The organism is Algoriphagus yeomjeoni, from assembly GCF_049821175.1.
Classification (GTDB): domain Bacteria; phylum Bacteroidota; class Bacteroidia; order Cytophagales; family Cyclobacteriaceae; genus Algoriphagus; species Algoriphagus yeomjeoni_A.
On record NZ_CP187512.1, the window covers coordinates 4,905,591 to 4,932,162 of the forward strand.

Sequence of the window (26,572 nt, forward strand, 5' to 3'; positions counted from 1 at the left end):
TTAGTGAACTTTCGGCTTACGAATGCCCTCACCAACAATGATGCGATTAAAGATTTTACTAATCTTTTCTTTACTACTGTTCAGCGCTCAATCTATAGCTCAGAATTCAAAGTTTCAATACGATTCCAGCTACGTGGAAAGCTCAAAAGATATTTTGGCCTCCAGACTTTTTTTTAGTAGAAAATACACCAGACTGGTAGCTAGAGATCCAGAGTCCAACGAGAAATATATTCTAGTGCCGAATTCGGGATTGAAGATGGGACTAGGCTTTACTTATCAGGACCTTACAATTAATGTGTCCTTTCCCGTTAACTTTTTGTATCCTGATAAAATTGGCGATTGGAATGGCAATTTGGACTTGCAGTCACATATCTATGCGCCCAGGGTCATAGTGGATTTCTTTGGGCAGTTTTATAATGGCTATAAGATAAATGCTGAAGATCGTCCAAATTCTGACGAAGATTACCTGAGAAAAGACTTACGTCAAATTTCTTTGGGGCTTAACATGAATTATTTGTTTTTTGGTGACAAACTTTCCATAGCTGCTGCCTGGAACCAGTCTTCAGTTCAAAAAAATTCTGCATATTCTCCTTTTGTGGGCTTTGAGGGATATGGTGGGAACATGAAAGGAGACTCATTGCTATTGCCGCTTAGTCCACAGACTGAATTGATTAACTTTGATAGAGCGAGTTATTTTATGGCGGGACCTAATGCAGGGATGGCAGGGACTCTGGTGTTTTGGAGAAATTTTTATTTAACGGGTGTAGCCGCTGTAAATCTAAGCGGTGGGTATACCAAGTGGAGTAATGTGGAAGAACAGAAAAAATGGGGAGTTGCTCCTACCTATTATGTCCGTGGGTTTTTCGGATATAACGGTCCCAGATTTGGGATCACTACAAGCTATATTTATAAGAATCTAAACCTGATCAAAGGAGGTCCTTATGGTCAAGCTGTAAATACTGGCGATTTTAGATTTAATTTTATATATAAAATCTACGCTGGAAAGAATTTTAAGAAGAAATTCAATACGGTGAATCCAGTGCGTATTATAAGTAAAGATTAAATCAAAACCCATTTGCCTATTCAAAAAGGTGGACTGGGTTTTAAATGAATTAAAACCTCAATTACAATGGAAAATCAATTCGGAATTCAAAATTCTTTGAATCGACTCGGACTTAAATCAGAAAACTTAGGCACATCTACTGGCGTCAACTGGATTGATTCTGGAGAATCATCCTTTTCTTCTTTTTCGCCGGCGGACGCTACTTTGATCGGAAAAGTGCAGGCAACAAACAAGAAAGCCTATGAGGAAGTAATAGCTCAAGCTCAAGTTGCCTTTGAAAGTTGGAGACAAGTTCCTGCCCCTCAACGAGGGGAAATAGTACGGGAAATTGGCAATGCACTTCGTGAAAAGAAAGCGGATCTAGGTAAGCTTGTTTCCTATGAAATGGGGAAATCCTATCAGGAAGGACTAGGAGAGGTGCAGGAGATGATTGATATCTGTGATTTTGCTGTGGGGCTTTCGCGCCAACTTTATGGTTTGACTATGCATTCTGAGCGCCCAGGGCATAGGATGTATGAGCAATGGCACTCATTAGGTATAGTAGGAATAATTTCTGCTTTTAATTTTCCAGTTGCCGTTTGGTCTTGGAACGCTGCTTTGGCTTGGGTATGTGGTGATGTTTGTGTGTGGAAGCCTTCTGAAAAAGCACCACTTTCAGGGATTGCCTGTCAATATATCGCAAGTGAGATTTTTGCCAAACATGGGATGCCTGAAGGCATTTGCTCAATAGTAAATGGGGATTACAAAGTGGGAGAGTTGGTGTCAAATGATTCAAGGATTCCATTGATTTCAGCTACAGGTTCTACTAGAATGGGCAAATTGGTCAGCGAGGCAATTGGAAGAAGACTTGGAAGATCACTCTTAGAGTTAGGGGGAAATAATGCCATTATCATCACAGAACATGCCGATATGGACATGGCTATACGTGGGGCGTTATTTGGTGCTGTTGGTACAGCTGGCCAAAGATGCACGAGTACTCGTCGGTTGATAATACATGAAAATGTCTATGAGGAAGTAAAAACTAGGTTGGCTTCAGCTTACTCCAAATTGGCGATCGGTAATCCTTTGGATGAAAAGAACCACGTAGGTCCAGTGATCGATAAAGATGCGGTGAATATGTATCTGGCCGCTATAGATAAAGTCAAGAAAGAAGGAGGGAAGGAAGTGGTAGAAGGTGGAGTGCTAGATGGTGAGGGATATGAGTCTGGCTGCTATGTGAAGCCAGCTATCTATGAAGCAGAAAATCACTTTGAGATTGTACAGCATGAAACCTTCGCTCCGATTTTGTATCTGATGAAGTACAGCACGATAGAAGAAGCGATTGCAATGCAAAATGGTGTGCCCCAGGGACTTTCATCAGCCATCATGACTACGAATATGCGTGAAGCTGAAGCTTTCCTATCCGTAGCTGGATCTGACTGTGGAATAGCCAATGTAAACATTGGGACTTCAGGAGCAGAAATTGGCGGTGCTTTTGGTGGTGAAAAAGAAACCGGTGGAGGTCGTGAGTCAGGTTCTGATGCCTGGAAAGCGTATATGCGTCGCCAGACTAATACGATCAATTACTCATCCACGCTGCCACTGGCGCAAGGGATTAAGTTTGATATTTGAAGCTCTAGTCATTTCTTTAGAAAATATTTTGTAAATATTCTTACTCATTTTCAATGAATTAGATATGTTGTTTCGAAATGTATTTGCTTAAGAGGAAATAGAAATTACCTTTGCATTCCCTTACGAACGGAAAGGGATACAAAGATGGGAGTTTAGCTCAGTTGGTTCAGAGCATCTGCCTTACAAGCAGAGGGTCGGGGGTTCGAATCCCTCAACTCCCACATCTTATTTTCAAAGCTCAAAAGTGAGTAAATTATATTTCTTGGGAGTTTAGCTCAGTTGGTTCAGAGCATCTGCCTTACAAGCAGAGGGTCGGGGGTTCGAATCCCTCAACTCCCACATTCAATCCCGGATAGCTTATTCGGGATTTTTTTTGTCCAAAAAAGACTGCTTCAATTCTTCTGAAGCAGTCTTTTTTCGCTTAGGAAAATAGTGCCATTATTCGAAATTCAACATAAAGCCAGCCCTGAACCAACGGCCAGGCATCTGCACAGTTCCAGCTTCTATGTAATCTGTATCTGTGATATTAGAAGCTTCTGCGAAGAATCCGATTTTACCGGTTCTATTGTAATCCACCCGCATATCCAACAGGAAATAAGGGTCTTGATTCATTCGCTCCACATATCTCATTTTGGTGTTCCACTCTAATTTCTGACCAATCCCAACAAGCACTCCACCAATTGCCTGGTTATTCAAAGCTGTCAACGCATATCGTGTTTCTATACCTGGTTGATTGATCAGGTCGGCGTTGATGTAGTTATAGGAAAGATTAAGCTCTTTTATTTGAACTATCCGGCCATTCTGGCTAACTCTATAATTCAATGAAGCTTCAATGCCGTTGAATTTTACTTCGCTGAAATTCTGTGGCTGCCAAGGAGTATCTGCATCAGGTCGTGTCCACTCAATTAGGTTGTCAGTACTTCTATTAAAGTAAACTAGCTCAGCGAATAGCCCGGATTTGGACCATTTAGCTCCAATTTCAAAGTTTTGAGCTTGCTCAGGCTGAAGTTCATCATTTCCGATATTGGTTGGGCCAACATAGTATAAGTCATTGTAGGTAGGTATGCGGTAGCTGATTCCATAGCCTGAGTAAAGTCTCAAGTCAGTTGTTGCTTGAAAACCAAGTTCAGCGCCAGGAAAATGCTTCCAGCCATATTCAGAATAGTAGTTAGAATATACTCCGGCACGCAAATCTGCTTTTAAACCTAGATTTACCAGTTGCTCTAGAAATATCCCTGTCAAAACACGGTCACGGTCGCCAAGGTTTGTGCTTTCGATCGCTTCCTTTCTAGTTTCTAAGCCAAACCCTGTGGTACCAAGTTTAGTGTCAAATTTTCCGTTTGCCTCCAAAGCAAAAACATCCGTGGTATGGAAGTTTTGGTAGAAAGAAGGTTCATTCCTTCTAAGAACGTATTCGTCAGCATTTCTTCTGAAATATGCTCTTGTGTTTAAGTAAAAATTGTTTTGTGTCAGCGTATGGCTCAAAGAAGCTAGCGTAGTTTGCACACTTTCCCATTGATCGGGAAAAGCGCTAGAATAAAAGCCATTGGCCCCGAAGCTTCGTTCGGTATAGGCTATCATTCCTTTTATTTCATTTTTCTCATTGAGTTCTACACCGCCTTCGTAGAATATATTACTGACTTGGTAGTCGGAGTTATACCAATGTCCATTTGAATCATCGTAGGAAATTGCCAAGTTTTGCTTGTAGTTTCCAATTGGAAGTGAGCCTGCAAAGTTGATACCTTTCATACCGAAATCACCAGCATAGCCTTTGACCCTGGCGTACCTTTTATCGCTCAATTCTGTAATCACGTTGATTGCTCCTGCGTAGGCATTTTGACCAAAAACTCTGGATGCAGGTCCTTTCAAAACTTCCACTCGATCGATATTCACCAACGGTACCGGGATATTCATCATGTGATGACCAGTTTGTGGATCACTGAGTTTAATACCGTTTAAGAGCATTAGCGTTTGCTCAAAAGAGCCACCACGAATACTTACATCAGATTGTACGCCGGTTACTCCTCGTTGACGAATATCCACACCAGGCACAAAGGATAATACCTCTGCTAAACTCCTCGCCGGAGTTGTTTCAAGCTGAAGTTTACTTACTAAAGAGATATTTCTACTCTGTTTGGAAAAAGGGATCTGGATTCTATTTTCCTGAATCAAAACTTCACCTAAATCCTGGGTTGTCGTGTCAGTTTGGGCATTTACGGTTAAACATAATGCCAAGGAAGACACAAGTAGTACTAGTTTTTGCATGGGTTGATCGTAATTAGTAACTCAAAAGTGGAATGAAAATATGCTTTTTCCAATAATGAGATATATCTAAAAATTCGTTAAAGCAGTGGCACTGGTATAAAATATCCTAGAGCTTAACCTAGCAATTCTTACTTTTAGGGTTAAAACAACTATATATATGAGTAGGAAAATTTTAATTAAGCTGCTTTTCGGAGGAGCCATGCTCGCAGGAATTAGTAGTTCTTTTGCTCAGGAAGTAAAAGAAAACAATCAAGAAGAGTTTGGTGAATTCATCAATCGTAAGGGTACGTACACTCGTTCTGCTTCCGGAAAACCTAATGTAGGTTACTGGCAAAACAAAGCAGATTATCAAATTGCGGTGACCTTGGATGATTCCTTACACACGCTTACTGGTAATATCACGCTTACCTACACCAATAATAGCCCGGAGAATCTTGATTTCATCTGGATGCAAATGGAGCAGAATAGGTTTACCGAAGATTCACGAGGTACATTGACTACGCCGATCCAAGGCAACCGCTACAACGGTGATGTGGATGGAGGATATGATATTGCTAATCTTCAAGCTAAAGTTGGTTCTAAAGGATCAGTATCTTCCAAGCACATTGTTTCGGATACTAGAATGCAGGTTTGGTTCAATGAGCCAATACCAGCCAAAGGCGGAACAGCCACTGTTTCTATGGATTTCTCTTTCAAAGTTCCAGTTGAAGGAATGGATAGAATGGGAAGACTTGAGGTGGAAGATGGTTGGATTTATGCTTTTGCACAATGGTATCCAAAAGTTGCTGTGTTTGACGACGTCGAAGGCTGGAATGTGGAACCGTACTTGGGTGCTGGAGAGTTTTACCTAGAGTATGGAGATTTTGATTACAAAGTCACTGTGCCCTATAACCATATCGTGGTAGGTTCTGGTGAGCTTTTGAATCCTAAAGAAGTACTAAGCAAGGAGCTACAGAATCGCTATGCGAAAGCTAAAGTCAGCGATACTACTGTGATGATGATCTCAGCAGCAGAGCTTGGGAATACAGAATTGACTAGACCTAAGCAGAACGGAACTGTCACTTGGCACTTTGCCATTGAAAATAGCCGTGACATTGCTTTTGCGACTTCTAAAGCATTTATTTGGGACGCTGCGAAGATCAATCTTCCTAGCGGAAAGAAAATTTTGGCTCAGTCTGTTTATCCTAAAGAATCCAACGGACAAGAAGCTTGGTCAAGATCCACTGAATACAGCAAAGCTTCTATAGAGCATTATTCTGAAAAGTGGTTTGAATTTCCTTATGCAACCGCGACCAATGTGGCAGCTGATATAGGAGGGATGGAATATCCAGGGTTGAATTTCTGTAGCTATAATTCCAAAGGTGAAGGCCTTTGGGGAGTGACGGACCACGAGTTTGGTCACAATTGGTTCCCTATGATCGTGGGAACTAATGAGCGTCGATACGCTTGGATGGATGAAGGATTCAACACGTTCATCAACCATTACAGTACACAAGCTTTCAATGATGGAGAGTATCCATCAAATTTGAACGAAACTCGTAGATATACAAATTTCTTTACAAGCGAGACAAGAGAAGGAATTGATACATATCCAGATGTAGTGAACATAGGTAACCTTGGAATGCTAGCCTACAACAAACCTGCAATGGGTTTGCTGATGCTTCGCGAATATATTCTTGGTCATGAGCGATTTGATAATGCATTTAAATCTTACATCAAGACTTGGGCATATAAGCATCCACAGCCTACAGATTTTTTCAATCATATGGAAAATGTAGCTGGTGAGAACCTTTCTTGGTTTTGGCAGGGATGGTTCTACGGCACAGGAAATATTGACTTAGGTGTAAGTGCAGTAATTCCTTATGCAGGTAACTATGTAGTAGTATTGACAAATAAGAGCGATATGCCAATGCCAGTATTATTGGAGATCACCTATGATGATGGCTCAACCGAGCAGAAAATGCTTCCTGTAGAGATTTGGCAGCGTGGAGATACTTGGAATTACTTGCTGAAAACAGATAAAAAAGTAACGGGTGTAGTTATAGATCCTGCTAAGCTTCTTCCGGATGTGAATCTTGGAAATGATAGCTGGCCTCAGAAACTTTATGACAACTAATAAATTATCAAAATAATCAGATAAGTAAAAACCCGGATGAAAGTCCGGGTTTTTTTATGAGCTCCAACTAATTAATAAGCATCATTTATTTCCAACCAAAGGCCATCAGGATCCTGAATGTAGATTTGTCGAATACCATCAACTCGGATGGTTACTTTGCCTTTTTCACCTAGCCAACTCTCAAAAGGATAATCGGTATTCTCCAACGTTTTGATAAAAGCATCCATGTCTTCCATGCTGAAGCAAAGGTGATTCACTTTGGATATTTGTGTAGGGACATTTGCAGCTTCAATAATATGAAGAGCAGCTCCACTTCCTATATCATACCAAGCATGGAGGCCGTCTTTGAAAGGCTCTTCGATTTCCTTCAAGCCTACTATTTTCTGATAAAACTCTTTGCTTTCCTCAAGGTTGCTGACATGGACGGCTATATGGTTGACTTTGATCTGGGCAAAGGTGCTCATGGTTATTGATAATAGTAAGATGGTGAATAAGGTTTTCATGGGGATGCGAGTATGGCGTGTTTTAATTCCTAATGTTAGGTGATTTGAAGTTGTTTTGAAAGTAATATAAGGTTAAAAAAAGAAAGCACCCGACTGGTCGGATGCTTTCCACTATAAATCCCTGAATGTGGATTACTATTCCTCTTCTTCATGAAGATCGGTTGCCATAGCTATTTTCTCTGCCTCATCAAATAACTTGATCGCTTGAAGGTAAACTTCATTGATGTCATTCACCACTTTGTAGAATGCACTATCATCATAAATCTGTCTTCCAACATGTGCTTTCATGAGTATTCTGAGATAGTCTTTTGATTTATTGAAGTCAGCGGCATCAAAGTCAACCTTATTCTTCTTGCCATATTCTACCAAGTCACTCAGCATTGCATCACTAACTGTAAAGTCGGAATAATACTGCTCTAAAGTCATGTCTTCGAATTTAGACTTGTTTTCGTTTACGTAGTCAAGTGCAAATTCTCTTGCCGAATCAGAGTTGAAAAGCCTGCTTACATAAGCAGAATTCATTGTAGTATCCAAGGGAACGAAATAGTCAGGCATAATGCCTCCGCCGCCATAGACCGTGCGTCCTTTTACCGTTTCATATTTCAAGCTGTCATTGAACTTGATACTATCAGAAGAGAAAAATTCCCCATGCTTGTATCGATTCATAAAATCGCTTTCGTAAGCTTCATAATCAGTTCCGTAAGGTTTCTGAATAGATCTTCCCGATGGAGTATAATATCTTGCAATAGTCAATCTTAGTTCAGCTCCGTCCGACAAGTCTATCGGCATTTGTACTAAACCCTTTCCAAAGGATCTTCTTCCTACAATCAAACCTCTATCATTATCCTGAATTGCTCCGGCAAGAATCTCTGAAGCTGATGCAGAACCTTCATTCACAAGTACGATGATTGGTCCTTCTTCGAATAAACCTGGTTTGAATGCAAAAGCTTTTTGATTGTATTGGTCAACTTTTCCTTCTTGTGAAACGATCAAAGCTTTTCCTCCCAATAGTTCATCAGCCATATTAATCGCAGCTCCCATGTATCCACCTGGGTTGCCTTGAAGATCTATGACTAATTTTTTCATGCCTTTTACTTTCAGGTCATAAACAGCTTCTTTGAACTCATCATAAGTAGTGGCAGCAAATCGGGTTACTTTTATATAGCCAATTTCATCATTGACCATGTAAGATGCGTTAATGCTGTATTGAGGAATTTTATCTCGAGTGATCTTGTACTCGATCAGCTCCTTCTGGTTTTTTCGCTTCATGTCTACCACTACCACAGAACCTTTTGGTCCACGTAGTTTTTCGAAGACATCTCGGTTCGTTACACCTACACCTGCCATGTTTTCTCCATCAACCTTGATGATTTGATCACCAGATTGAATCCCTAAAGCTTCGGAAGGTCCGCCAGTCAATGGCGCTACTACATAAATGGTGTCTCGAATGATTCCAAACTCAACTCCAATGCCATCGAATTCTCCATCCAGTTGAGATTGCACGATTGAAGCATCCTTTGCAGGGATGTAGCTAGTGTGGGGATCCAAGTGCTCCAGCATTTTATTAATGCCATAGTCTATCAACTCGTTAGAATTGATGCTGTCAACATAGTCTCTGTTAACATAGGTCATTATCTCCTGCAGCTTGTAAAGAGCAGCTCTTAGATCATTTTGATTTCCTTTTGGCTCAGCAAAAGTGGCCCCGATCCATATTCCCGCTGATATGGCTAATGCCAATATGATTGGGAGTCTGATTTGGGATTTGGTATTTTTTGTCTCGCTCACGACTTTCTCTTTCAGTTGGTTATATTTCTTTATTGTTAACGTAAATTACCCAATTTCCACCTCTTATTGAAGGGACTTTTGATAAAGGTTACAAATGTTTATACGAGGGTATCGTATAATGGCTCAATTTATTCCCCTTTTTTCTGTTAAAAAAAATTATTTTTGCATCATGCATACCAAAGGTGATTTTGAAAAGGCCCTTGTAGGAGATTTAGTTTCTGAAAACTATGTCTTTGCATCTGTGCTTCATTATTTCGGAATCAGCTTTTACCAATACCCAACGGAGTCGCTGGAAATGGTTTGTAAAAAACACAAAGTGCATTCCAGTCAGTTGGTTATAGAATTAGAGTCATGGGCTCAGCGCAAAGAACCAACTACGGAGGAACTCTATTTGAATCCCATCGAAGTTTTGGTGGCCTACCTTAAGAAAAAGCACTACTACTTTGTAAGACAAGAATTGCCTTTTCTTTCAAATATCATATCTGGGATCGTTCCAGAGCCTCAATACGCTAGCCTGATGGCAGACCTTCGAATTATGTTTCCACTTTTTGTGGAGGATTTTATCCATCACATTCATGAGGAGGAAAGCAGACTTTTCAAAAGGATAGAGTTGCTTCAGGATATAGAAGAAAATCGTTTTTCTTTGCCAGATGCTATTACGATTTTGAAGAGGGATCCTGTTCACATGTTGGCAGATCAGCATGAAATCCATGATGATGAAATGGAAGGTATCCGGAAGCTGACTGCGGATTATTCCTTAGATCAGGAAGCGCCACTTACCATGAAAGTTCTTTTTCACGAATTGCAGAATTTCGAGCAGGAGCTTAGAATTCATGCCAAAATTGAAGACGAGCTTCTTTTTCCAAAAGCGGTAGAGCTAGAAAGAGAAGCTTTGCGCCAGTTTGAGAAAATAACCAGAAAAAACTGATGCCCAGAATACTCGCAATTGACCTGGGAACCAAAAGAACCGGCTTGGCTGTTACTGATACCTTGAAAATGTTGGCTAATCCACTAGAAACTATCGAGACTTCGACATTGCTCGATTATCTGAAAAGTTACTGCAAAAAGGAGGAAGTAGATACGTTGGTTCTTGGCTATCCAACTCGGTTGAATGGTCAGGATAACGATATGACTCCAAAAGTGATTACAATGAAGGACAGGCTTTCGAAGGCTTTTCCAGATAAAAAAATAGAACTCGTCGATGAGCGGTTCACTTCTAAAATGGCCATGCAGAGCATGATCACCATGGGAAGTAAAAAGAAAGACAGAAAAGAAAAAGCTGGAAACTTGGACAAGGTGAGTGCAGCGATTATTCTACAATCCTATTTAGAGAGACAATGATTTACCCTATAGTTGCTTACGGTAGCCCAATTCTGAAAAAAGAAGCGGAGGAAATTACCGAAGGAACCGAGCTCGATGAGCTGATCAAAAATATGTTTGCAACCATGGACAACGCCAGCGGCGTAGGTCTTGCAGCTCCTCAAATTAACCAGGGAATAAGCCTTTTTGTCATTGACAGCAGTTTGATGCTGGACGAAGATGATGAGGAAGTTGGTATTCGTCGTGCTTTTATCAATCCGATAATCTTGGATGAATATGGTGATGATTATAGCTTCGAAGAGGGCTGTCTCAGTATTCCGGAAGTTCGAGCAGAGATAACACGTCCCGAGACATTAACTATTGAATATTACGATGAAAACTGGAATTTGAAAGAAGAAGAGTTTTCTGGTATGACTGCCCGTGTGATTCAGCACGAATATGATCACTTGGAAGGAGTTCTATTTATAGATTACCTGAAGGGCCTTAAGAAGAGACTGGTGAAATCCAAGCTCATCGATGTGAGCAAGGGCAAAATCTCAACTGATTACCGAATGATATATCCTCTAAAATGATCAAATCTCCCCAACTCAAAATAGCGCTAGTTCAGACGAATCTTTATTGGAAAGATAAAGTGGCGAATCTGGCGATGCTGGAAGAGAAGATGTGGGAGATTGACAATGGAGTGGATTTGATCATCCTACCGGAAATGTTTCCGACGGGATTTAGCATGGATGCAGCTGAACTGGCTGAGCCCATGAATCTGAATGTCTGTAAGTGGATGCGTCAGATGGCTGCGCAAAAGAATTGCACGCTTACTGGAAGCGCCATTATTCAGGTGGAGGGGAAGTTTTACAATCGCCTCCTTTGGGTAAGTCCTGATGGAATGATTCAGCATTACGATAAGCGCCATCTTTTTCGGATGGCAGATGAGGACCAATCTTTTTCAGCTGGAGAAAGACTGCCAATTTTTGAATTGAATGGCTGGAAGATCTGTCCTCAAGTTTGCTACGATTTGCGGTTCCCTGTTTTCTCCAGAAATAGAATGGTGGACGGTCAATTAGCCTACGATCTTATTTTTTATGTGGCGTCTTGGCCAGCAGCACGAGTTTCAGCTTGGGATGCGCTATTGCCGGCGCGAGCTATCGAGAATTTATCTTATTCTATAGGAGTGAATAGGGTAGAGGCAGATGGAAATGGAGTTCTATACAACGGGCATTCTGCTGCATATGACTTCAAAGGAAATCAACTGGAGTTTCTTGAAGAAGGCGAAAAAATCACTGTTTTTAATTTAGAAGCAGAGGCACTGGATTCCTATCGGGAGAAGTTTCCTGCCTGGATGGATTCGGATAATTTTTTGATCAAGTAATCCTTTTTTCAGACCCTCAGTACTTTACGCGAGTGGAATTTGAAACAAGGATATTTTCCGTATTTTAGCCCTCATATTTTAAGACCCTGTTTCTCTTTTTACAAACCATTTTAAATACTAAATGGAATGACCAAGAAATGGTCGATTGAAGATTCGGGGTGAAACAAGCCTTTTTGAATTCCTAAAACCATGAGTAACCAAACTCCAAAAATCCTGTATACGCTGACTGACGAAGCACCAGCTTTGGCCACGTATTCCCTATTACCAATTGTAGAAGCATTCACTAAGTCCGCCGGAGTATCGGTGGAAACACGTGATATCTCACTTTCCGGTAGAATTATTTCCAATTTTCCCGAGTTTTTAACTCCTGATCAGCAGCTTCCAGATACCCTTGCCGAGCTTGGTGATATCGCGAAAACTCCAGAAGCGAACATTGTGAAACTTCCAAATATCTCTGCTTCCGTTCCACAGCTTAAGGCTGCGATCAAGGAACTTCAGGCGCAAGGATATGCTCTTCCTGAGTATCCAGAGGAACCAAAAACTGAAGAAGAAAAGACCATAAAAGGCAAATACGATAAAATCAAAGGTTCTGCTGTCAACCCAGTTCTCCGTGAAGGTAATTCTGACAGAAGAGCTCCACAAGCGGTAAAAGCATATGCAAGAAAGCATCCGCATTCCATGGGTAAATGGTCAGCAGATTCCAAATCACATGTGGACAGTATGACGGAAGGCGATTTTTACGGAAGTGAAAAATCTCACACTTTGGCGGATGCAACAGTGGTTTCCATTGAACTTCATGGTGCTGATGGCAAAAAAGAAATCCTTAAATCTGGCTTGAAACTTCAGGCTGGAGAAGTGATTGATGCTTCAACGATGAGTATTTCCGCGTTGACGGCATTTCTTAGAAAAGCTAAAGCTGAAGCAAAGCAGCAAGGGGTTCTTTTCTCCATTCACATGAAAGCAACGATGATGAAGGTGTCAGATCCTATCATCTTTGGACATGCGGTGAAGGTGTTTTTTGAGCCTGTTTTTGCGAAGCATAACGCTACATTCAATGAAGCAGGAATCGATGTGAATAATGGATTTGGAGATTTGATCTCTAATCTGGATAAACTTTCAATTCCTAAAAGAACCGAAGTGGAAGCTGATATTGCAGCTTGTCTTGCCGATAGCCCAGACTTAGCTATGGTAAATTCTGATAAAGGAATCACCAACCTTCACGTTCCAAGTGATGTGATTATCGATGCATCCATGCCAGCAATGATCAGAACGTCTGGTCAGATGTGGAACAAGGCTGGTAAACTTCAGGATACCAAAGCGATTATTCCAGATAGATCTTATGCAGGTGTATACGAAGCTACAATCAACTTCTGCAAAGCTCATGGAGCATTCGATCCTTCCACAATGGGTTCTGTACCTAACGTAGGCTTGATGGCGCAAAAAGCAGAGGAATATGGTTCGCACGATAAAACTTTTGAGATTCCTTATGCAGGAACTGTGAAAGTATTGGATCAAAACAATCACGAGATTTTCTCACATGATGTAGAAGCAGGAGATATCTGGAGAATGTGCCAGACTAAAGATGCACCGATTCAGGACTGGGTGAAATTGGCAGTAACCAGAGCAAGACTTTCTGATACTCCTGCCATCTTCTGGTTGGATCCAAACAGAGCGCATGACTCGGAATTGATCAAAAAAGTAAATACATATCTACTTGACCATGATCAAACTGGATGTGAGATTTCTATCCTTTCTCCGATTGAAGCAACCAATCTGTCTTTGGCTAGAATCAAGGAAGGTTTGGATACTATCTCCGTGACTGGAAATGTGTTGAGAGATTACTTGACAGATTTGTTTCCAATTTTGGAATTGGGTACTTCTGCCAAAATGCTTTCTATCGTTCCATTGATGAACGGTGGAGGTTTGTTTGAAACAGGAGCTGGTGGATCTGCACCTAAACACGTGGACCAATTTGTGACAGAAGGTCACTTACGTTGGGATTCTCTCGGTGAATTCCTTGCGTTGGCTGTTTCCTTGGAGCATTTGGGAAGAATTTTCCATAATGAAAAAGCTTTGTTGCTAGGCGAGACATTGGATCTTGCTACTGGTAAATTCTTGGAAAATGATAAGTCTCCAGCTCGTGTAGTTGGGAAATTAGATAATAGAGGAAGTCATTTCTATTTGGCACTTTATTGGGCTCAGGCACTTGCCGAGCAAAGTAAGGATGCAGAATTGAAAGCAAAATTCACTCCATTAGCTCAGGCACTAGAGGCACAAGAAGCTACGATAGTGGATGAACTGAACGGTTCTCAAGGTACTCCGTTGAACATCGGTGGATACTTCAGGCCAGATGCGACCCTAGCTTCTCAAGCGATGCGACCAAGCGCTACGTTGAATGATATTTTGATAACTTTGGTTTAAGAGAAGCTTAAAAATAAGTAAAGCCATCCGAGGAATCGGGTGGCTTTTTTTGATTAAGGTGAGGCTAGAGTACTATCAATTCTATTTTTTGCTATTCCCGAAATCAAACATCCCAAATCCAATCATTCTTCCTCAAAACTCACCCCATTCGCACGCATAAATTCCTTGATCACGGAGACGTGAATACATTCACCCAAGTGGATAAAAGCGTAGTCATTCACTTTTTTGGCTTTGCCATGGGCGATGATCGCTTTTTCTTCGATGTCAAATCCTAAGTGTAAATGCTTGGTGCGGCTTTGCATGCCACAGACTTTTCCAGTGGCATCGAAAAGTGGTCCGCCACTTTGACCTCTCAGTCCAGGTGTACTCATCTCCATTCCATAAACTTTCCCATTTTTATCACCCAAAAACCGGGTGAGCATCCCTTCAATAGGAAATCTTGGAGATCGTTTGTTTCCAGTATTTGCCCATTCCAAACACTGGTTCTGCGCATTCAATTGATAATTGGAAAACTCAGGAAAAGGGAATCCAAGCCTGCAAAGCATCGCACCGGGGTTGATGGCGGTATGGTCTTTTTTGAATTTTGGGACATTGGTAAATAAGGTCTTTTCGAAGCCTTCGAATTTGATCAAGGCCAAGTCGTATTCCGGGTGAAGGAAGAACTTCATGTTTTTGATCTGATCCACACAGTCTACAAAGGTCACTCTCATCTCAGAGGTTGCATCTGGTTTTAACCCCAGTTTTTTGGCTAGAGCAGAACGCTGTCCTCCCCCTAATTCTTTGCCTTGCTGAAGGAATGTGTTGTATTTCTGATTGATTTGATCTGCCTGAGATAGCCATTGCGCTACATGTTTGCAGGTCAAGGCAAATCCCTCCTGATTGACGAAAAAAAGTGTGGCGGCACCCCTTTGAATTTGAGTGCTTCCAAAATTTCTGGAGATAGAATGAATTGCCCGGGTGTAGCCGGCAGTTTCGAGAATTGCTTTTTCGAACATCAAAAATTGCTTAAGTAAGGCTTCAAAATAGGCAAAAGCATTGTGAAACTCATTTTTTCAGAATTTTTATGGAATTATTTTTCTCCGAAATCGATTGAATACAAGAAGATTTGACGAGCCTCAACAGATAGTTTGGGCTAGCCAAATAAATGTAATAACTTAGCCATCCCTCAGGGATTTTTAGCCAAAAGTGGCATACCCGCTAAAGGGAATTTTAGGAATCAAACCTATACTCAAATCAAAATAAATATGAGCAAGATTAAAGTTGGAATAAACGGATTCGGTAGAATCGGACGTTTGGCGTTCAGAGTTGCACAAGAAAGAGAAGATATCCAAGTAGTAGCGATCAACGATTTGATCGATGTAGACTACATGGCATATATGCTTAAGTATGACTCTACTCACGGTAACTTCAAAGGTACTGTAGAGGTAAAAGACGGCGCATTGGTAGTGAATGGAAATAGCATTCGTGTTACTTCTGAGAAAAGCCCAGCTAACCTTAAGTGGGGTGAAGTAGGAGCTGATTATGTAATCGAATCAACTGGTATTTTCTTGACTAAAGAAACTGCTCAAGGTCACATCGATGCAGGTGCTAAGAAAGTAGTAATGTCTGCTCCATCTAAAGATGACACGCCGATGTTCGTAATGGGAGTGAATGAAGATTCTTACACTTCTGACATGGTTTTCGTGTCTAACGCGTCTTGTACTACAAACTGTTTGGCACCAATCGCCAAAGTATTGAATGATAACTGGGGAATCGAGGAAGGCTTGATGACTACAGTTCACGCGACTACTGCAACACAGAAAACTGTTGACGGACCTTCTGCGAAGGACTGGAGAGGTGGACGTGGCGCTGGTCAAAACATCATCCCTTCATCTACTGGAGCTGCTAAAGCAGTAGGTAAAGTAATTCCTGAGCTTAACGGTAAATTGACAGGTATGGCATTCAGAGTTCCTACTCCAGATGTTTCTGTTGTCGATTTGACAGTTAGATTGAAAAAGCCAGCTACTTACGCTGAAGTTTGTGCTAAAATGAAAGAGGTTTCTGAGACTACTATGAAAGGTGTTCTTGGATATACTGAAGATCAGGTGGTTTCTAACGATTTCCTTGGAGATCCTAGAACTTCTATCTTCGATGCAGGTGCTGGTATCCAGCTTTCTGACACGTTCTTGAAAGTTGTTTCTTGGTACGACAACGAGTGGGGTTACTCTAACAAAGTAATCGACTTGGTAAGCTTCATCGCAAGCAAATAAGGAGAAGTAATTCTCAAAATATATACGAAAGCCGATCTTAGGATCGGCTTTTTTCGTTAATAGTAAAAACAAAAATCAGGACTAAGCCTGTTGTATTAAAAAAAGCATGCCCATGATTCTTCCTTTTTTCCCATTGAAATTAGTCGTTTTTCCCGGAGAAGAACTTAACCTCCACATATTTGAACCTCGATACAAGGAGTTGATCAAGGATGTAGAAGCGGGAGATCTGACTTTTGGAGTTTGCACTTTTATCGATCAATTATCTGGCTATGGCACCGAAGTGAAGTTAGGTGAGATTCATACCCGATATGACGACGGCAGAATGGATATTAGAACTACTGGTCAGCGGGTTTTCAAAATAGCCACCTTTGATAATCCTTCGCCTGGAAAAGAGTATGCAGCTGGTGCTATCGAATGGCTAGAGGATGATCTCAGAGTCCCGGATTTTTTACATCATGAGTATATTTTTTATCTGCGGGAAATGCTCCATTTGTTACGTTATGATGTGAGTTTCAACCCAGCTGATGTTGATTCATTTTCTTTTTCTCATAAAATCGGACTTAAACTGGAAGAGGAGTTAGAGCTTATCAAACTTCCTTCTGAGGAAAAAAGAACTGAATTTCTCATCAAACATCTCAAGAGAATCATTCCCGCTCTACAAGCTGCCGAGCAAGCCAAAGAGAAAATTAAGCTAAATGGCCATTTTAAGCACCTCGATCCATTAGATTTCTAATTATTGATGGATGGATTGCACTCGCATCAAATCGTCCGTTGCCTGTAAAATTTTGTTTTTCAGGATAGGGTTGTAGTCAGGGTTAGAAGTCAGGAAATCTGAGACGATTTTAGCCGCTTCTGGCGATGTGTATTGCCCTGCGGTGGCAGAAGCCCATCTTTTAGGAAAGAAGATGTCTCCCGTCTTTTGAATGTCTTCTAAAAGCGCTAGAGCCAAAGGGAGATGCTTGATCGCTGACTTTTGATGCAAAGGATGATGTATGTATCCACAGGCAGCGAGTACCCATGATTCCTTTTCACGGTTAGTTGCCGCTTTGAATGATTCGAAGAGGGAATCCCGCTCAGACTCATTTTGAGATAAAGCTGGATGGAGAAAGTCAAATCGATCAAGTTTGTCAGGATTGCTAATCCTAGTTCTTTCCTCAGTTAATATATCATTTGCTTTTGGGTGACCATAAAGTGCTAAAGTCATTGCCAAACTGGTAAAATTGTCAGGGTTGAGTTTCAGGTCTTTGATCTCAACTTCTTTTTTCCAGACCTGGTATAGACGGTCATATCCAGTTTGAGAATAGGCAATTCCGCTATAAAGAGAGAAGATTGTTTTCTTCAAATTAGTTGGAAGATCCATTTGTAATTGATCCCAAAGTTGGTTTTCCAAGCCAGGTAAAACTTTTTCACGTTGTTCTTCGGTGAGATAGTTCCAGAAAATATTGTTCAGTTCTCCGGAAATCAATCGAGCAAGAATCTCATTTTGCTCTGCTGCAATTCCTTTTTGGAAAGTTTCAAAAGCCAAAATTGGAGCAATGTTACCTGAAAGGGTGTTTTCATACAGGTTGATGTAAGACTGTCCTCGCATCACTTCATCAGTGAGCGAAGTGATCTGGGGAAGAGAGCTTTGATCTACGGGAAAAATGCCATAGCCAAGACCATTGCTATTGTAAAGAATGGCTGAAGGTTTTTGTTCGCCTATTGCTTGTTTCAAATCCAGCGTTTTATCCTCCATCGCCACTGAAAACGTTTTAATCCCATCTTCATAGAAAAAGGTAATGTCGAAAAGCTGGGGCCAAACTTTATCCGATCCATCTTCGGCTTTTTGAGTTATCACAAAGGAGCTGATTGTTCCGTCTTTGCCAAATTCGATTTTGTCGGAAAGAATAGGTCTGCCCGATTGATTTACCCATACATCACTCCATTGCTGAAGATCCATTGGGGTGTTTTCATCCAAAATCTCTACAAGGGCATTCCAGTCCGCATTTCCGTTTGCGTATGTCTTGATGTATTTCCGGATGCCTTTCTGAAATGCTTCTTCTCCCATGGCTGTTTCCAGCTGCCGCATCATGATTGGAGCTTTGTCGTAAATGATACTTCCATAAAGGGAGCCAGCGTCCTTCAGATTGGCTAATTTCTGCCGAATTGGGTTGGTTCCTTTCGTACGGTCTTCTCCATAGGCAGAAGGGTAGTGATTGGTAAGAAAAGATAGCTCGTGGTTGATCTCTGGATAAGTTGGATTGACGAGCTTGCCGGCCATGAAGTTTGCGAAAACCTCTTTCATCCAAACATCCTCAAACCAATCCATAGTCACTAAATCTCCAAACCACATATGGGCGGTTTCATGTCCTATTAGTTTTGCTCTGCTAAGTAATTCTGAATCGGTGGCATTTTCGTCCAGGAAAAGTGAGGATTCCCGGTATTGGATGGCTCCCACATGTTCCATTCCGCCGTATTGGAATATAGGGATAGTGGCAAAATCAAGCTTTTGAAATGGGAAAGGGTAGGCAGTGTAGTCTTCCAGAAACTCTTTCGCTTTTTGATGTAGCCTGAAAAGTTCAGGGATAGAAGCTTCGATCTTTTCAGGATTTGTTTCCCGATAGAGCAATGTTTGTGGAAAGTCAGATGCAGACTTTGCTTCCTCAAATTCGCCTGCCACAAAGGAAAACAAATAGGTGCTCATCAAATCTGACTTAGCGAAGCGATGAGTTATAAACTCCCCGTTTTCTTCAGAAGCTATTTCAGGACCGCCTGCTAAGACTTTCCAGTTTTTCGGAGCTGAGATATTCAGCGTATAGTTTGCCTTTAAATTTGGCTGATCAAAACAAGGGAATAAGGTGCTCGCTCTATCTGGGACCAGCAAGGTATAAAGAAAGCTCTCGTTTCGGTTGAGCGAAAGCTCACCGGCGATGAAGGCTATTGCTATAGAATTGCTGCCCATAGTCAGCGCTTCCTTTGGGATAATCAAGTGTTGATCTCTGTGGTCGATTTCAGTTTGCTTTCCATTTACGTTGAGAGAAAGCAGATGTGATGCCTTCTCATGAAAATCTAAAATCAAAGGATGGGATAGATCGGAAATCTCTACTTCCAGCAGCAAATGGGAATTTATTTTCTTCGACTTTTCTGCAGGAATGTCAAAAGATAAAATGTAATGAATATCCGATACTTGGTGCTTTCTGAATTTGGCCAGTTCAGAAGAAATTCCAGAATCGTAGAAATGTGCATCTGAAACTGGTTTTTCGCAGGAAGCAAATAACAAGATGATTCCAAAAAGCAACAAGAGGTTTTTCATGTCTTAACAATCAGCATATTTTGGAGGAATCGCAAGATGAATTACATCCGAGTCACGTCGGATTTTTTGATATAGGCACTTTTATCCTTCCATTCTACCTCATACCAGATGTCTTTGTTGGATTTGATATGAACTCGATGTCCTGGCTCCACCATGTCGATCAATTCTCCTCCAGCTGACGGTTTGCTGACAATAAATGTTGGGCTGCTGGTGATTAGTCCTGTGCGAGGACCATTTAAGAAGTTATTGGCCGCGAATATTAGGACGATTAGTAATATGGTCGGCCAGAAAGTCTGAGTCTTTTCTGATTTGCGTCCCGTTATCCAGCTTGCGATTATGGATAAGACAAGGAAAATAGCCAAGGCTCCCACAATGTATTCTTGATATTCGGTGAGAAATATTAAAAAGCGCTGCCCATCGCTCACTTCGTATCCTACCAATGAACTCTGACCGGTAAGGCTTTTGATTTTTGTAATGGCCTGTGGATTCGGATCTAGGTCATAGTATTTACTCAGGTAAAGAGTTGCTCTTTCGTTGTCTCCAATTCCTTCGGAAATAAAAGCCATTTTAAGCAGCATTGCCGGCGAATAAACCCCGGATTGGTAGTTAGAATCATAGATTTCCATGGCTTCCTTGTAGCTTCTAACATTAAACAAAGAATCTGCTTTATTTAGACCGATTACATCTGCTTGACAATGAATACTTTGTAGAGATATCGATAAAAATATCAAAAGTTTTGTGAGAAAGATTGATTTCACGTTTGGCATTTAAAATTTGTCCCCTTATTTTTGCAGTCCAATTACGGCAATGATCTGGCAAAAAGCAAGGCCAGGAAGTCAATTTGAAAGGTTTTAAGCCATGATTTAGTGGTTAAATTTTCTGAAATTTTCAGAGCAATATGATTCCTTAGCTCATCCCGATAGCTATCGGGAGGTAGAGCAAAACCAATATAAGGTTGGTTAGATAAAAGATATGATTCCTTAGCTCAGCTGGTAGAGCAATACACTTTTAATGTATGGGTCCTGGGTTCGAGCCCCAGAGGGATCACTTGATGATTACAAAAGGGAAAGGGCGAGAAGCCTGTCCCGATGAAACGAAGCGAAGCGAGTTGGTATCGGGAAGCCCCAGCGGGATCACTTGATTGAATCAAACTAGTTTTGATCAAATCGCAACTTTAACTTACAAGGAGTTAAAAAGAAAGTTTCGGGGTGTAGCGTAGCCCGGTATCGCGCCTCGTTTGGGACGAGGAGGTCGTAGGTTCGAATCCTGCCACCCCGACTTTATTATTTCTGTTTTGTCAAATAATCTTCAGATTTGCTGACATTACTTATCCGGTCCTGTAGCTCAACCGGATAGAGCAACTGCCTTCTAAGCAGTAGGTTTCAGGTTCGAGTCCTGACAGGATCACTCTCAAAAGCGGAATCACGTTCCGCTTTTTGTTTTATTATTAATTACCGATTCCGTAGCTCAGCTGGTAGAGCAATACACTTTTAATGTATGGGTCCTGGGTTCGAGCCCCAGCGGGATCACCAAAGGCAGTCCAATTGGGCTGCTTTTCTTATTTTTAGCCTAATTCTTTGAGGCGATTTGTTAGAGGAAGGCAAAAAAATACCCTCATCAAGCTATAAACTTAATGAGGGTGAACTTTGGTAGAAGCTTTCTTAAAGCTTTTTAATCATCACGTTTTTAAAATAAACTAGATCACTATGATCTTGGAGTGCAATTCTCCCTTTTTTGAACGTACCCCAATTCGGCATGTCTTTGAATTTGCTATCAGCAACCAATGCTTCCCATTCAGGTGTCCAAAGCGTAGTGCTTACCACTGTGGTTCCGTTGAGAATTAGATCTAGCTGGCCATTGTTAGAGATGATCTCTGCTGAGTTCCACTCTCCATGAGGCTTCACGGTCTCTTCACTGCTTACGATCAGGTCATACAGGTCTCCAGCTCTATGGCTAATGATTTTAGCATCAGGATGACCATCATTATCAAGCACCTGCATTTCTAAACCAGTATTATAGGTGTTCTCATATTCTGGAGCTTCTTGCACATAGAATATGAGACCACTATTACCGTTCTCGGCGATTTTCCAATCGTATTTCAAATGAAAATTCTCAAATTCTTCATTGGTTACGATATCTCCACCTTCTCCCGCTTCCCTGTCAATATTCTTTACGTCAAGATAGACTTCACCATTTTCAATTTTCCAACCATCTATGGCATCTCCTCCATTGTATTTATGCCACTTGGAGAAATTATTATTTGCAAATAGATCGACCCATTCTTCTTCTTGAGATTCAGAAACAGTCACTTCTTCTACTTCAGTTTCGACTGTTTTCTCGCCAGAGCATGAAGCAAGGATTCCTGCCAAAGCTGCGACGATGATATAGTTAATCTTCATTTTACTTTTTCAAAAGGAGAACGTATGCTACCATATCCTTAGCATCTTCTATGCTCAAAGCTGGGTGTGGAGGCATTGGGATTTCTCCCCAGGTTCCCACGCCACCTTCAATTACTTTTTTGGCCAGCATTTCGATGTTTTCTTCCGTAGCTTCGTATTTAGCTGCTACATCTGCATAGGAAGGGCCTACGATCTTCCTTTCTACCATATGACAAGATGTACAATCAGAAGCCTTTAATTTTGCTAAACCTTTGATGTAAATTGGATCATCTTGGTATTTTTCTTCCAAACTCATTTCTACTTCAGGTGTCGCTGGGGTAGCGACAGTTTCAGCGGTTTCAGTAGTTTTTTCTCCGCCACCGCAGGCAAATGCCAATCCTGCCATTGCTGCAATTGCAAAGTTTATTGGTTTTGTGATTTTCATAAATGTTATAAATAAATTGTTTAAGTAATTAGATTCCTAAAATTCGTTTGTTGAATTCCTCGTCTGCTCCTCTGCCGGCAAAGTCATCAAATGCTTTTTCTGTGACGTTAATGATGTGGGATGCGATAAATGGAGCACCTTCTGCAGCTCCTTGCTCAGGATGCTTGATCGCACACTCCCATTCCAAAACGGCCCATCCATCATAATCGTACTGCGAAAGTTTGCTAAAAATTCCGCTAAAATCAACTTGGCCGTCTCCCAAAGATCTGAAGCGACCTGCTCGCTCTACCCATCCTTGATATCCACCATAGACGCCTTGCTTCCCTGTCGGGTTGAACTCAGCATCTTTTACGTGGAACATTTTGATTCTTTCATGGTAAAAATCAATGAATTGTAAATAGTCTAAGCACTGTAGCACAAAGTGGCTTGGGTCGTACAGGATGTTGGCACGTTTATGATTATTGACTTTATCTAGAAACATTTCAAATGTCACTCCGTCATGCAAATCTTCTCCCGGGTGAAGCTCATAGCACACATCAACGCCGTATTTATCGAATTCATCAAGGATAGGAGTCCATCTTTTAGCTAGCTCTGTGAATCCAGTTTCTACCAAACCAGCAGGTCTTTGAGGCCATGGGTAAACCGTATGCCACATCAATGCACCCGAAAAAGTAGCATGTGCGGTGAGCCCCATATTGTGAGAAGCTTTTGCTGCATATTTCAATTGCTGCACTGCCCAGTCAGTTTTTCCTTGCAGGTTTCCCTTCAGATTATCAGGAGCAAAGCCATCAAATAACTCGTTGTATGCCGGATGAACAGCTACCAATTGTCCTTGCAGGTGAGTAGATAATTCAGTAACCTGTAGTCCAGCTTCTTCTACTGTACCTTTGATTTCATCCGCATAGGTTTTGCTTTCCGCAGCTTTTTGCAAATCCATCATTCTACCATCCCAAGATGGTATTTGAACACCGGCATAGCCTAGGTCGGCCATGTAGTTACAGATGTTTTTCAGGTTATTGAATGGTTCTTTGTCGTCAATAAATTGTGCGAGGAAAATCGCAGGGCCTTTAATTGTCTTCATTTTTCTTAGGTTAAAATATTAGGTTTAAGAATTTATTTTTCAACTATGAATGGCGTCCATTTTGTATCAGACTCATTGCTTTTTAATACATGATCGATGAAAGCCATTCCTCTGATTCCATCTTCTATACCAGGGTAATCCTCCCATTCAGGTTTTGGGATTTCTCCGGCTCTCTCTGCATAGATACAGCGTGCAAAATTTCTATACAAATTAGCAAATGCCTCCACATAGCCTTCAGGGTGTCCTGCTGGGGTTCTGGTGTTTTCATTTGCCAGAGACCCAAGATATCCTGTTCCAGCTCTTAAAATCTGGGCTGGAGCGTCTGGCCATCGGGCAATCAGCGTGTTATTTAACTCTTGCTGCCATTCCAAGCCTCCTTTTTCGCCATAGATGCGAATTCTGAGATTGTTTTCTGCACCTGTGTCTGTTTGCGAAGCGGTAAGAACTCCAGAAGCACCATTTTCAAACCGCATCAAAACTACGCCATCATCGTCGATAGGTCTTCCTTCAAGTTTAATATATAAATCTGCGCAAATAGCAGATACTTTTTCTCCAGAAACATACTCTGCTAGATGGAAAGCATGCGTACCGATATCTCCCATGCAGCCTGCCAACCCGTTTCTCTTCGGATCCGTCCGCCATTCTGCTTGCTTATTGTTTTCGGATTCGAGTAGTTTCCAAAGCCAACCTTGAGGATACTCCACATAGACTTTTCTCACCTTACCTATTTTATCTTCAGCGATCATTTGTTTTGCTTGCTTGATCATAGGATAGCCTGAGTAAGTATGCGTAAGTAAGAAACGCTTTTCGGAAGCTTTTACGACGTGATAAAGGTCTTTGGCTTCTTGGTAATTTAAAGTCAAAGGCTTGTCCAATGCAACATGAAAGCCATGCTTAAGTGCTTTTACTGCAGGATCGAAATGAACATTATTAGGGGTCACAATAGCTACTACGTCAATTCGCTCAGACTCTGGAAGTTCAAGTTCCTTGGCAAACATCTCATCATAACTAGCATAAACACGTGTCGGGTCAAGCATCAGTTCTTCCCCCCGTTGTTTTGATTTTTCAGGATTTGAGCTAAAAGCACCAGCGACAAGTTCGAACATGCCGTCCATCAATGCTGCGTTTAAATGAATAGCTCCGATAAATGATCCTGGACCACCACCTATTAGTCCGATTTTTAATTTTTGTGAGGATAACATATGTAAAAAGACTATATATTCAGGATTAAATACTTGAAATAATTGAATCTGAATTGAAAAACCTTCGGTCTTCGACTGAATTGATAGAATAATTGACCAATAGCTTCATCTTGGTATGAGTGGCTTTTGAGTTGGTTTCAAGTCAGAACTTTATGAAGTAGTTTGTACGCTCTAAAATACTTCAAATTGGTTAAAGTTTAAACCATACCTAATTCATAATAGTTATCGTAATCCTAATCTTTTCCTAAACCCATGAATATCAGCGTAAAGCTTCGCCTTTCTTTAATGATGTTTTTGGAGTTTTTTATTTGGAGTTCATGGTATGTAACTATGGGGACTTTTCTTGGATCAAATCTAATGGCAAAAGATCAGGATATCTCTCTGGCTTTTTCCACGCAATCATTCGGTGCCATCATCGCGCCATTTATAGTTGGGTTAATTGCTGACCGGTATTTTCATGCACAGCGAATCTTGGGCGTGATTCATCTAATGGGTGCTGGCCTGATGTATGTACTCTACACTTCATCTGATTTCTCTGGATTTTTCCCAATCCTACTTTTATACATGATTCTGTTTATGCCAACTTTAGCTTTGGTCAATTCAATCTGCTTTCATCAAATGGAAAATCCTGCTAAGGAATTTTCATTTATTCGAGTTTGGGGTACCATAGGTTGGATCACAGCCGGGTTATTGATCAGCTTTTTGTCATGGGATAGTCAGGTAGGATTAAGGGAAGGTTTATTGAGAAATACCTGGATGATGGCAGCCATTAGCTCTTTAGTATTAGGGGTGTTTAGTTTTATGCTTCCTCATACTGCCCCACAGGCTAGGGTCAAGGGACAATTCAAACTTTCTGAAGCACTAGGACTAGATGCATTAGGGATGCTAAAACATAAAAATTACGCGGTTTTCTTCGTTTCCTCGATTCTGATTTGCATTCCTCTTGCTTTCTACTATCAAAGCACAAGCCCATTTCTGACTGAGATAGGTATGGAAAATTCTACAGGGAAAATGGCAATGGGGCAAGCTTCAGAGGTGATTTTTATGCTTGCTTTACCAATTTTCTTCGTCAGGTTTGGTATTAAAAAAACCTTGATTGTCGCCATGATAGCTTGGGCAGTACGCTATGCTTTCTTCGCTTTAGGAGATGCAAATGAGGGCGTTTGGATGCTTCTAGCTGGGATTGCTCTTCATGGGGTTTGCTATGATTTCTTTTTTGTGAGTGGTCAGATTTATACCGACTTTCATGCAGGAACAAAATATAAATCATCAGCTCAAGGTTTAATTACTTTGGCTACCTACGGAATAGGGATGCTAATTGGCTTCTGGGCGGCGGGTTTGATTTCAAATTATTATTCGAATGACGTTGGAGAACACATTTGGCAATCAATTTGGTTAATTCCTTCTGGTATTTCTGTTTTGGTTTTGCTACTTTTCACTGCTCTTTTCAAGAATGAACAAATAAATTAACTTCA

21 protein-coding genes and 6 tRNA genes are annotated in these 26,572 nt (G+C 41.1%); 17 read left to right on the top strand and 10 right to left on the bottom strand.

Annotated elements, in window-relative coordinates:
* The first annotated feature begins 37 nt into the window (after nt 1-37).
* From ACPUEN_RS20310 to ACPUEN_RS20325, 4 genes are all read left to right on the top strand, one after another.
* Nucleotides 38-1,063, top strand: a complete 1,026-nt coding sequence (locus ACPUEN_RS20310; protein ID WP_425637741.1) for a DUF4421 domain-containing protein — start codon at nt 38-40, stop codon at nt 1,061-1,063.
* 66 nt (nt 1,064-1,129) lie between these two features.
* Entirely contained in the window at nt 1,130-2,674 is a 1,545-nt protein-coding gene (locus ACPUEN_RS20315; protein ID WP_425637742.1) for an aldehyde dehydrogenase family protein, read from the top strand.
* A gap of 146 nt (nt 2,675-2,820) precedes the next feature.
* A tRNA-Val gene (locus ACPUEN_RS20320) sits at nt 2,821-2,895 on the top strand.
* A 43-nt stretch (nt 2,896-2,938) separates the two neighbouring features.
* Nucleotides 2,939-3,013, top strand: a tRNA-Val gene (locus tag ACPUEN_RS20325).
* A gap of 99 nt (nt 3,014-3,112) precedes the next feature.
* On the opposite strand, the gene ACPUEN_RS20330 is transcribed toward ACPUEN_RS20325, so the two are convergent.
* A complete protein-coding gene (locus ACPUEN_RS20330; RefSeq protein WP_425637743.1) occupies nt 3,113-4,939 on the bottom strand; it encodes a TonB-dependent receptor plug domain-containing protein in 1,827 nt (608 codons plus the stop codon).
* Nucleotides 4,940-5,096: 157 nt separating this feature from the next.
* Here ACPUEN_RS20330 and ACPUEN_RS20335 point away from each other — a divergent pair, with 157 nt between their 5' ends.
* Nucleotides 5,097-7,055: a M1 family metallopeptidase gene (locus ACPUEN_RS20335; protein WP_425637744.1), complete on the top strand. Its 1,959-nt coding sequence runs from the start codon at nt 5,097-5,099 to the stop codon at nt 7,053-7,055.
* A gap of 71 nt (nt 7,056-7,126) precedes the next feature.
* On the opposite strand, the gene ACPUEN_RS20340 is transcribed toward ACPUEN_RS20335, so the two are convergent.
* Together ACPUEN_RS20340 and ACPUEN_RS20345 are read right to left on the bottom strand one after the other, a co-directional pair.
* A complete protein-coding gene (locus tag ACPUEN_RS20340; RefSeq protein ID WP_425637745.1) occupies nt 7,127-7,558 on the bottom strand; it encodes a VOC family protein in 432 nt (143 codons plus the stop codon).
* 135 nt (nt 7,559-7,693) lie between these two features.
* Entirely contained in the window at nt 7,694-9,343 is a 1,650-nt protein-coding gene (locus ACPUEN_RS20345; protein WP_425637746.1) for a S41 family peptidase, read from the bottom strand.
* 169 nt (nt 9,344-9,512) lie between these two features.
* On the opposite strand from ACPUEN_RS20345, the gene ACPUEN_RS20350 reads away from it, so the two are divergent.
* The 5 genes from ACPUEN_RS20350 (at nt 9,513) to ACPUEN_RS20370 (ending at nt 14,450) form a co-directional block, all read left to right on the top strand.
* On the top strand, nt 9,513-10,271 hold the full coding sequence (locus ACPUEN_RS20350; protein WP_425637747.1) for a hemerythrin HHE cation-binding protein: 759 nt from the start codon (nt 9,513-9,515) through the stop codon (nt 10,269-10,271).
* Nucleotides 10,271-10,684, top strand: a complete 414-nt coding sequence (ruvX, locus tag ACPUEN_RS20355) for a Holliday junction resolvase RuvX (protein ID WP_425637748.1) — start codon at nt 10,271-10,273, stop codon at nt 10,682-10,684. Before ACPUEN_RS20350 ends, ruvX begins: the two co-directional genes overlap by 1 nt.
* Nucleotides 10,681-11,235 carry a peptide deformylase gene (def, locus tag ACPUEN_RS20360; protein ID WP_425637749.1) on the top strand — a complete coding sequence of 185 codons (555 nt, stop codon included), beginning with the start codon at nt 10,681-10,683 and terminating at the stop codon, nt 11,233-11,235. The genes ruvX and def overlap by 4 nt, the downstream gene beginning before the upstream one ends.
* Complete coding sequence (locus ACPUEN_RS20365) at nt 11,232-12,029, top strand: amidohydrolase (protein WP_425637750.1); 798 nt, start codon at nt 11,232-11,234, stop codon at nt 12,027-12,029. The genes def and ACPUEN_RS20365 overlap by 4 nt, the downstream gene beginning before the upstream one ends.
* A gap of 189 nt (nt 12,030-12,218) precedes the next feature.
* Nucleotides 12,219-14,450: an NADP-dependent isocitrate dehydrogenase gene (locus tag ACPUEN_RS20370; protein WP_425637751.1), complete on the top strand. Its 2,232-nt coding sequence runs from the start codon at nt 12,219-12,221 to the stop codon at nt 14,448-14,450.
* 122 nt (nt 14,451-14,572) lie between these two features.
* On the opposite strand, the gene ACPUEN_RS20375 is transcribed toward ACPUEN_RS20370, so the two are convergent.
* Nucleotides 14,573-15,445, bottom strand: a complete 873-nt coding sequence (locus tag ACPUEN_RS20375; protein ID WP_425637752.1) for a S1 family peptidase — start codon at nt 15,443-15,445, stop codon at nt 14,573-14,575.
* A 249-nt stretch (nt 15,446-15,694) separates the two neighbouring features.
* Between ACPUEN_RS20375 and gap the strand changes: the two genes are divergently transcribed.
* Together gap and ACPUEN_RS20385 are read left to right on the top strand one after the other, a co-directional pair.
* The gene (gap, locus tag ACPUEN_RS20380; protein WP_425637753.1) at nt 15,695-16,699 is read left to right on the top strand and encodes a type I glyceraldehyde-3-phosphate dehydrogenase; all 1,005 of its coding nucleotides are present in this window, start codon (nt 15,695-15,697) and stop codon (nt 16,697-16,699) included.
* A 112-nt stretch (nt 16,700-16,811) separates the two neighbouring features.
* The gene (locus ACPUEN_RS20385; RefSeq protein ID WP_425637754.1) at nt 16,812-17,432 is read left to right on the top strand and encodes an LON peptidase substrate-binding domain-containing protein; all 621 of its coding nucleotides are present in this window, start codon (nt 16,812-16,814) and stop codon (nt 17,430-17,432) included.
* Here the strand turns inward: ACPUEN_RS20385 and ACPUEN_RS20390 are convergent, their stop codons facing one another.
* A complete protein-coding gene (locus tag ACPUEN_RS20390) occupies nt 17,433-19,991 on the bottom strand; it encodes a M1 family metallopeptidase (protein WP_425637755.1) in 2,559 nt (852 codons plus the stop codon).
* A gap of 41 nt (nt 19,992-20,032) precedes the next feature.
* Complete coding sequence (locus ACPUEN_RS20395; RefSeq protein WP_425637756.1) at nt 20,033-20,758, bottom strand: hypothetical protein; 726 nt, start codon at nt 20,756-20,758, stop codon at nt 20,033-20,035.
* Nucleotides 20,759-20,965: 207 nt separating this feature from the next.
* Between ACPUEN_RS20395 and ACPUEN_RS20400 the strand changes: the two genes are divergently transcribed.
* The 4 genes from ACPUEN_RS20400 to ACPUEN_RS20415 all read left to right on the top strand — a co-directional run bounded on the left by ACPUEN_RS20400 (nt 20,966) and on the right by ACPUEN_RS20415 (nt 21,523).
* Nucleotides 20,966-21,038 (top strand) — tRNA-Lys (locus tag ACPUEN_RS20400).
* A gap of 157 nt (nt 21,039-21,195) precedes the next feature.
* Nucleotides 21,196-21,269 (top strand) — tRNA-Pro (locus tag ACPUEN_RS20405).
* Nucleotides 21,270-21,324: 55 nt separating this feature from the next.
* Nucleotides 21,325-21,398 (top strand) — tRNA-Arg (locus tag ACPUEN_RS20410).
* Nucleotides 21,399-21,447: 49 nt separating this feature from the next.
* Nucleotides 21,448-21,523 (top strand) — tRNA-Lys (locus ACPUEN_RS20415).
* Nucleotides 21,524-21,652: 129 nt separating this feature from the next.
* On the opposite strand, the gene ACPUEN_RS20420 is transcribed toward ACPUEN_RS20415, so the two are convergent.
* From ACPUEN_RS20420 to ACPUEN_RS20435, 4 genes are read right to left on the bottom strand one after another with little or no spacing between them, the layout of a single operon-like run.
* Nucleotides 21,653-22,390: a 3-keto-disaccharide hydrolase gene (locus tag ACPUEN_RS20420; RefSeq protein ID WP_425637757.1), complete on the bottom strand. Its 738-nt coding sequence runs from the start codon at nt 22,388-22,390 to the stop codon at nt 21,653-21,655.
* A gap of 1 nt (nt 22,391) precedes the next feature.
* Entirely contained in the window at nt 22,392-22,814 is a 423-nt protein-coding gene (locus ACPUEN_RS20425) for a c-type cytochrome (RefSeq protein ID WP_425637758.1), read from the bottom strand.
* Between the two features lie 28 nt (nt 22,815-22,842).
* Complete coding sequence (locus ACPUEN_RS20430; protein ID WP_425637759.1) at nt 22,843-23,895, bottom strand: sugar phosphate isomerase/epimerase family protein; 1,053 nt, start codon at nt 23,893-23,895, stop codon at nt 22,843-22,845.
* 32 nt (nt 23,896-23,927) lie between these two features.
* A complete protein-coding gene (locus tag ACPUEN_RS20435; protein WP_425637760.1) occupies nt 23,928-25,097 on the bottom strand; it encodes a Gfo/Idh/MocA family protein in 1,170 nt (389 codons plus the stop codon).
* 252 nt (nt 25,098-25,349) lie between these two features.
* On the opposite strand from ACPUEN_RS20435, the gene ACPUEN_RS20440 reads away from it, so the two are divergent.
* Nucleotides 25,350-26,567, top strand: a complete 1,218-nt coding sequence (locus tag ACPUEN_RS20440; protein ID WP_425637761.1) for a nucleoside permease — start codon at nt 25,350-25,352, stop codon at nt 26,565-26,567.
* The last annotated feature ends 5 nt before the right edge of the window (nt 26,568-26,572 follow it).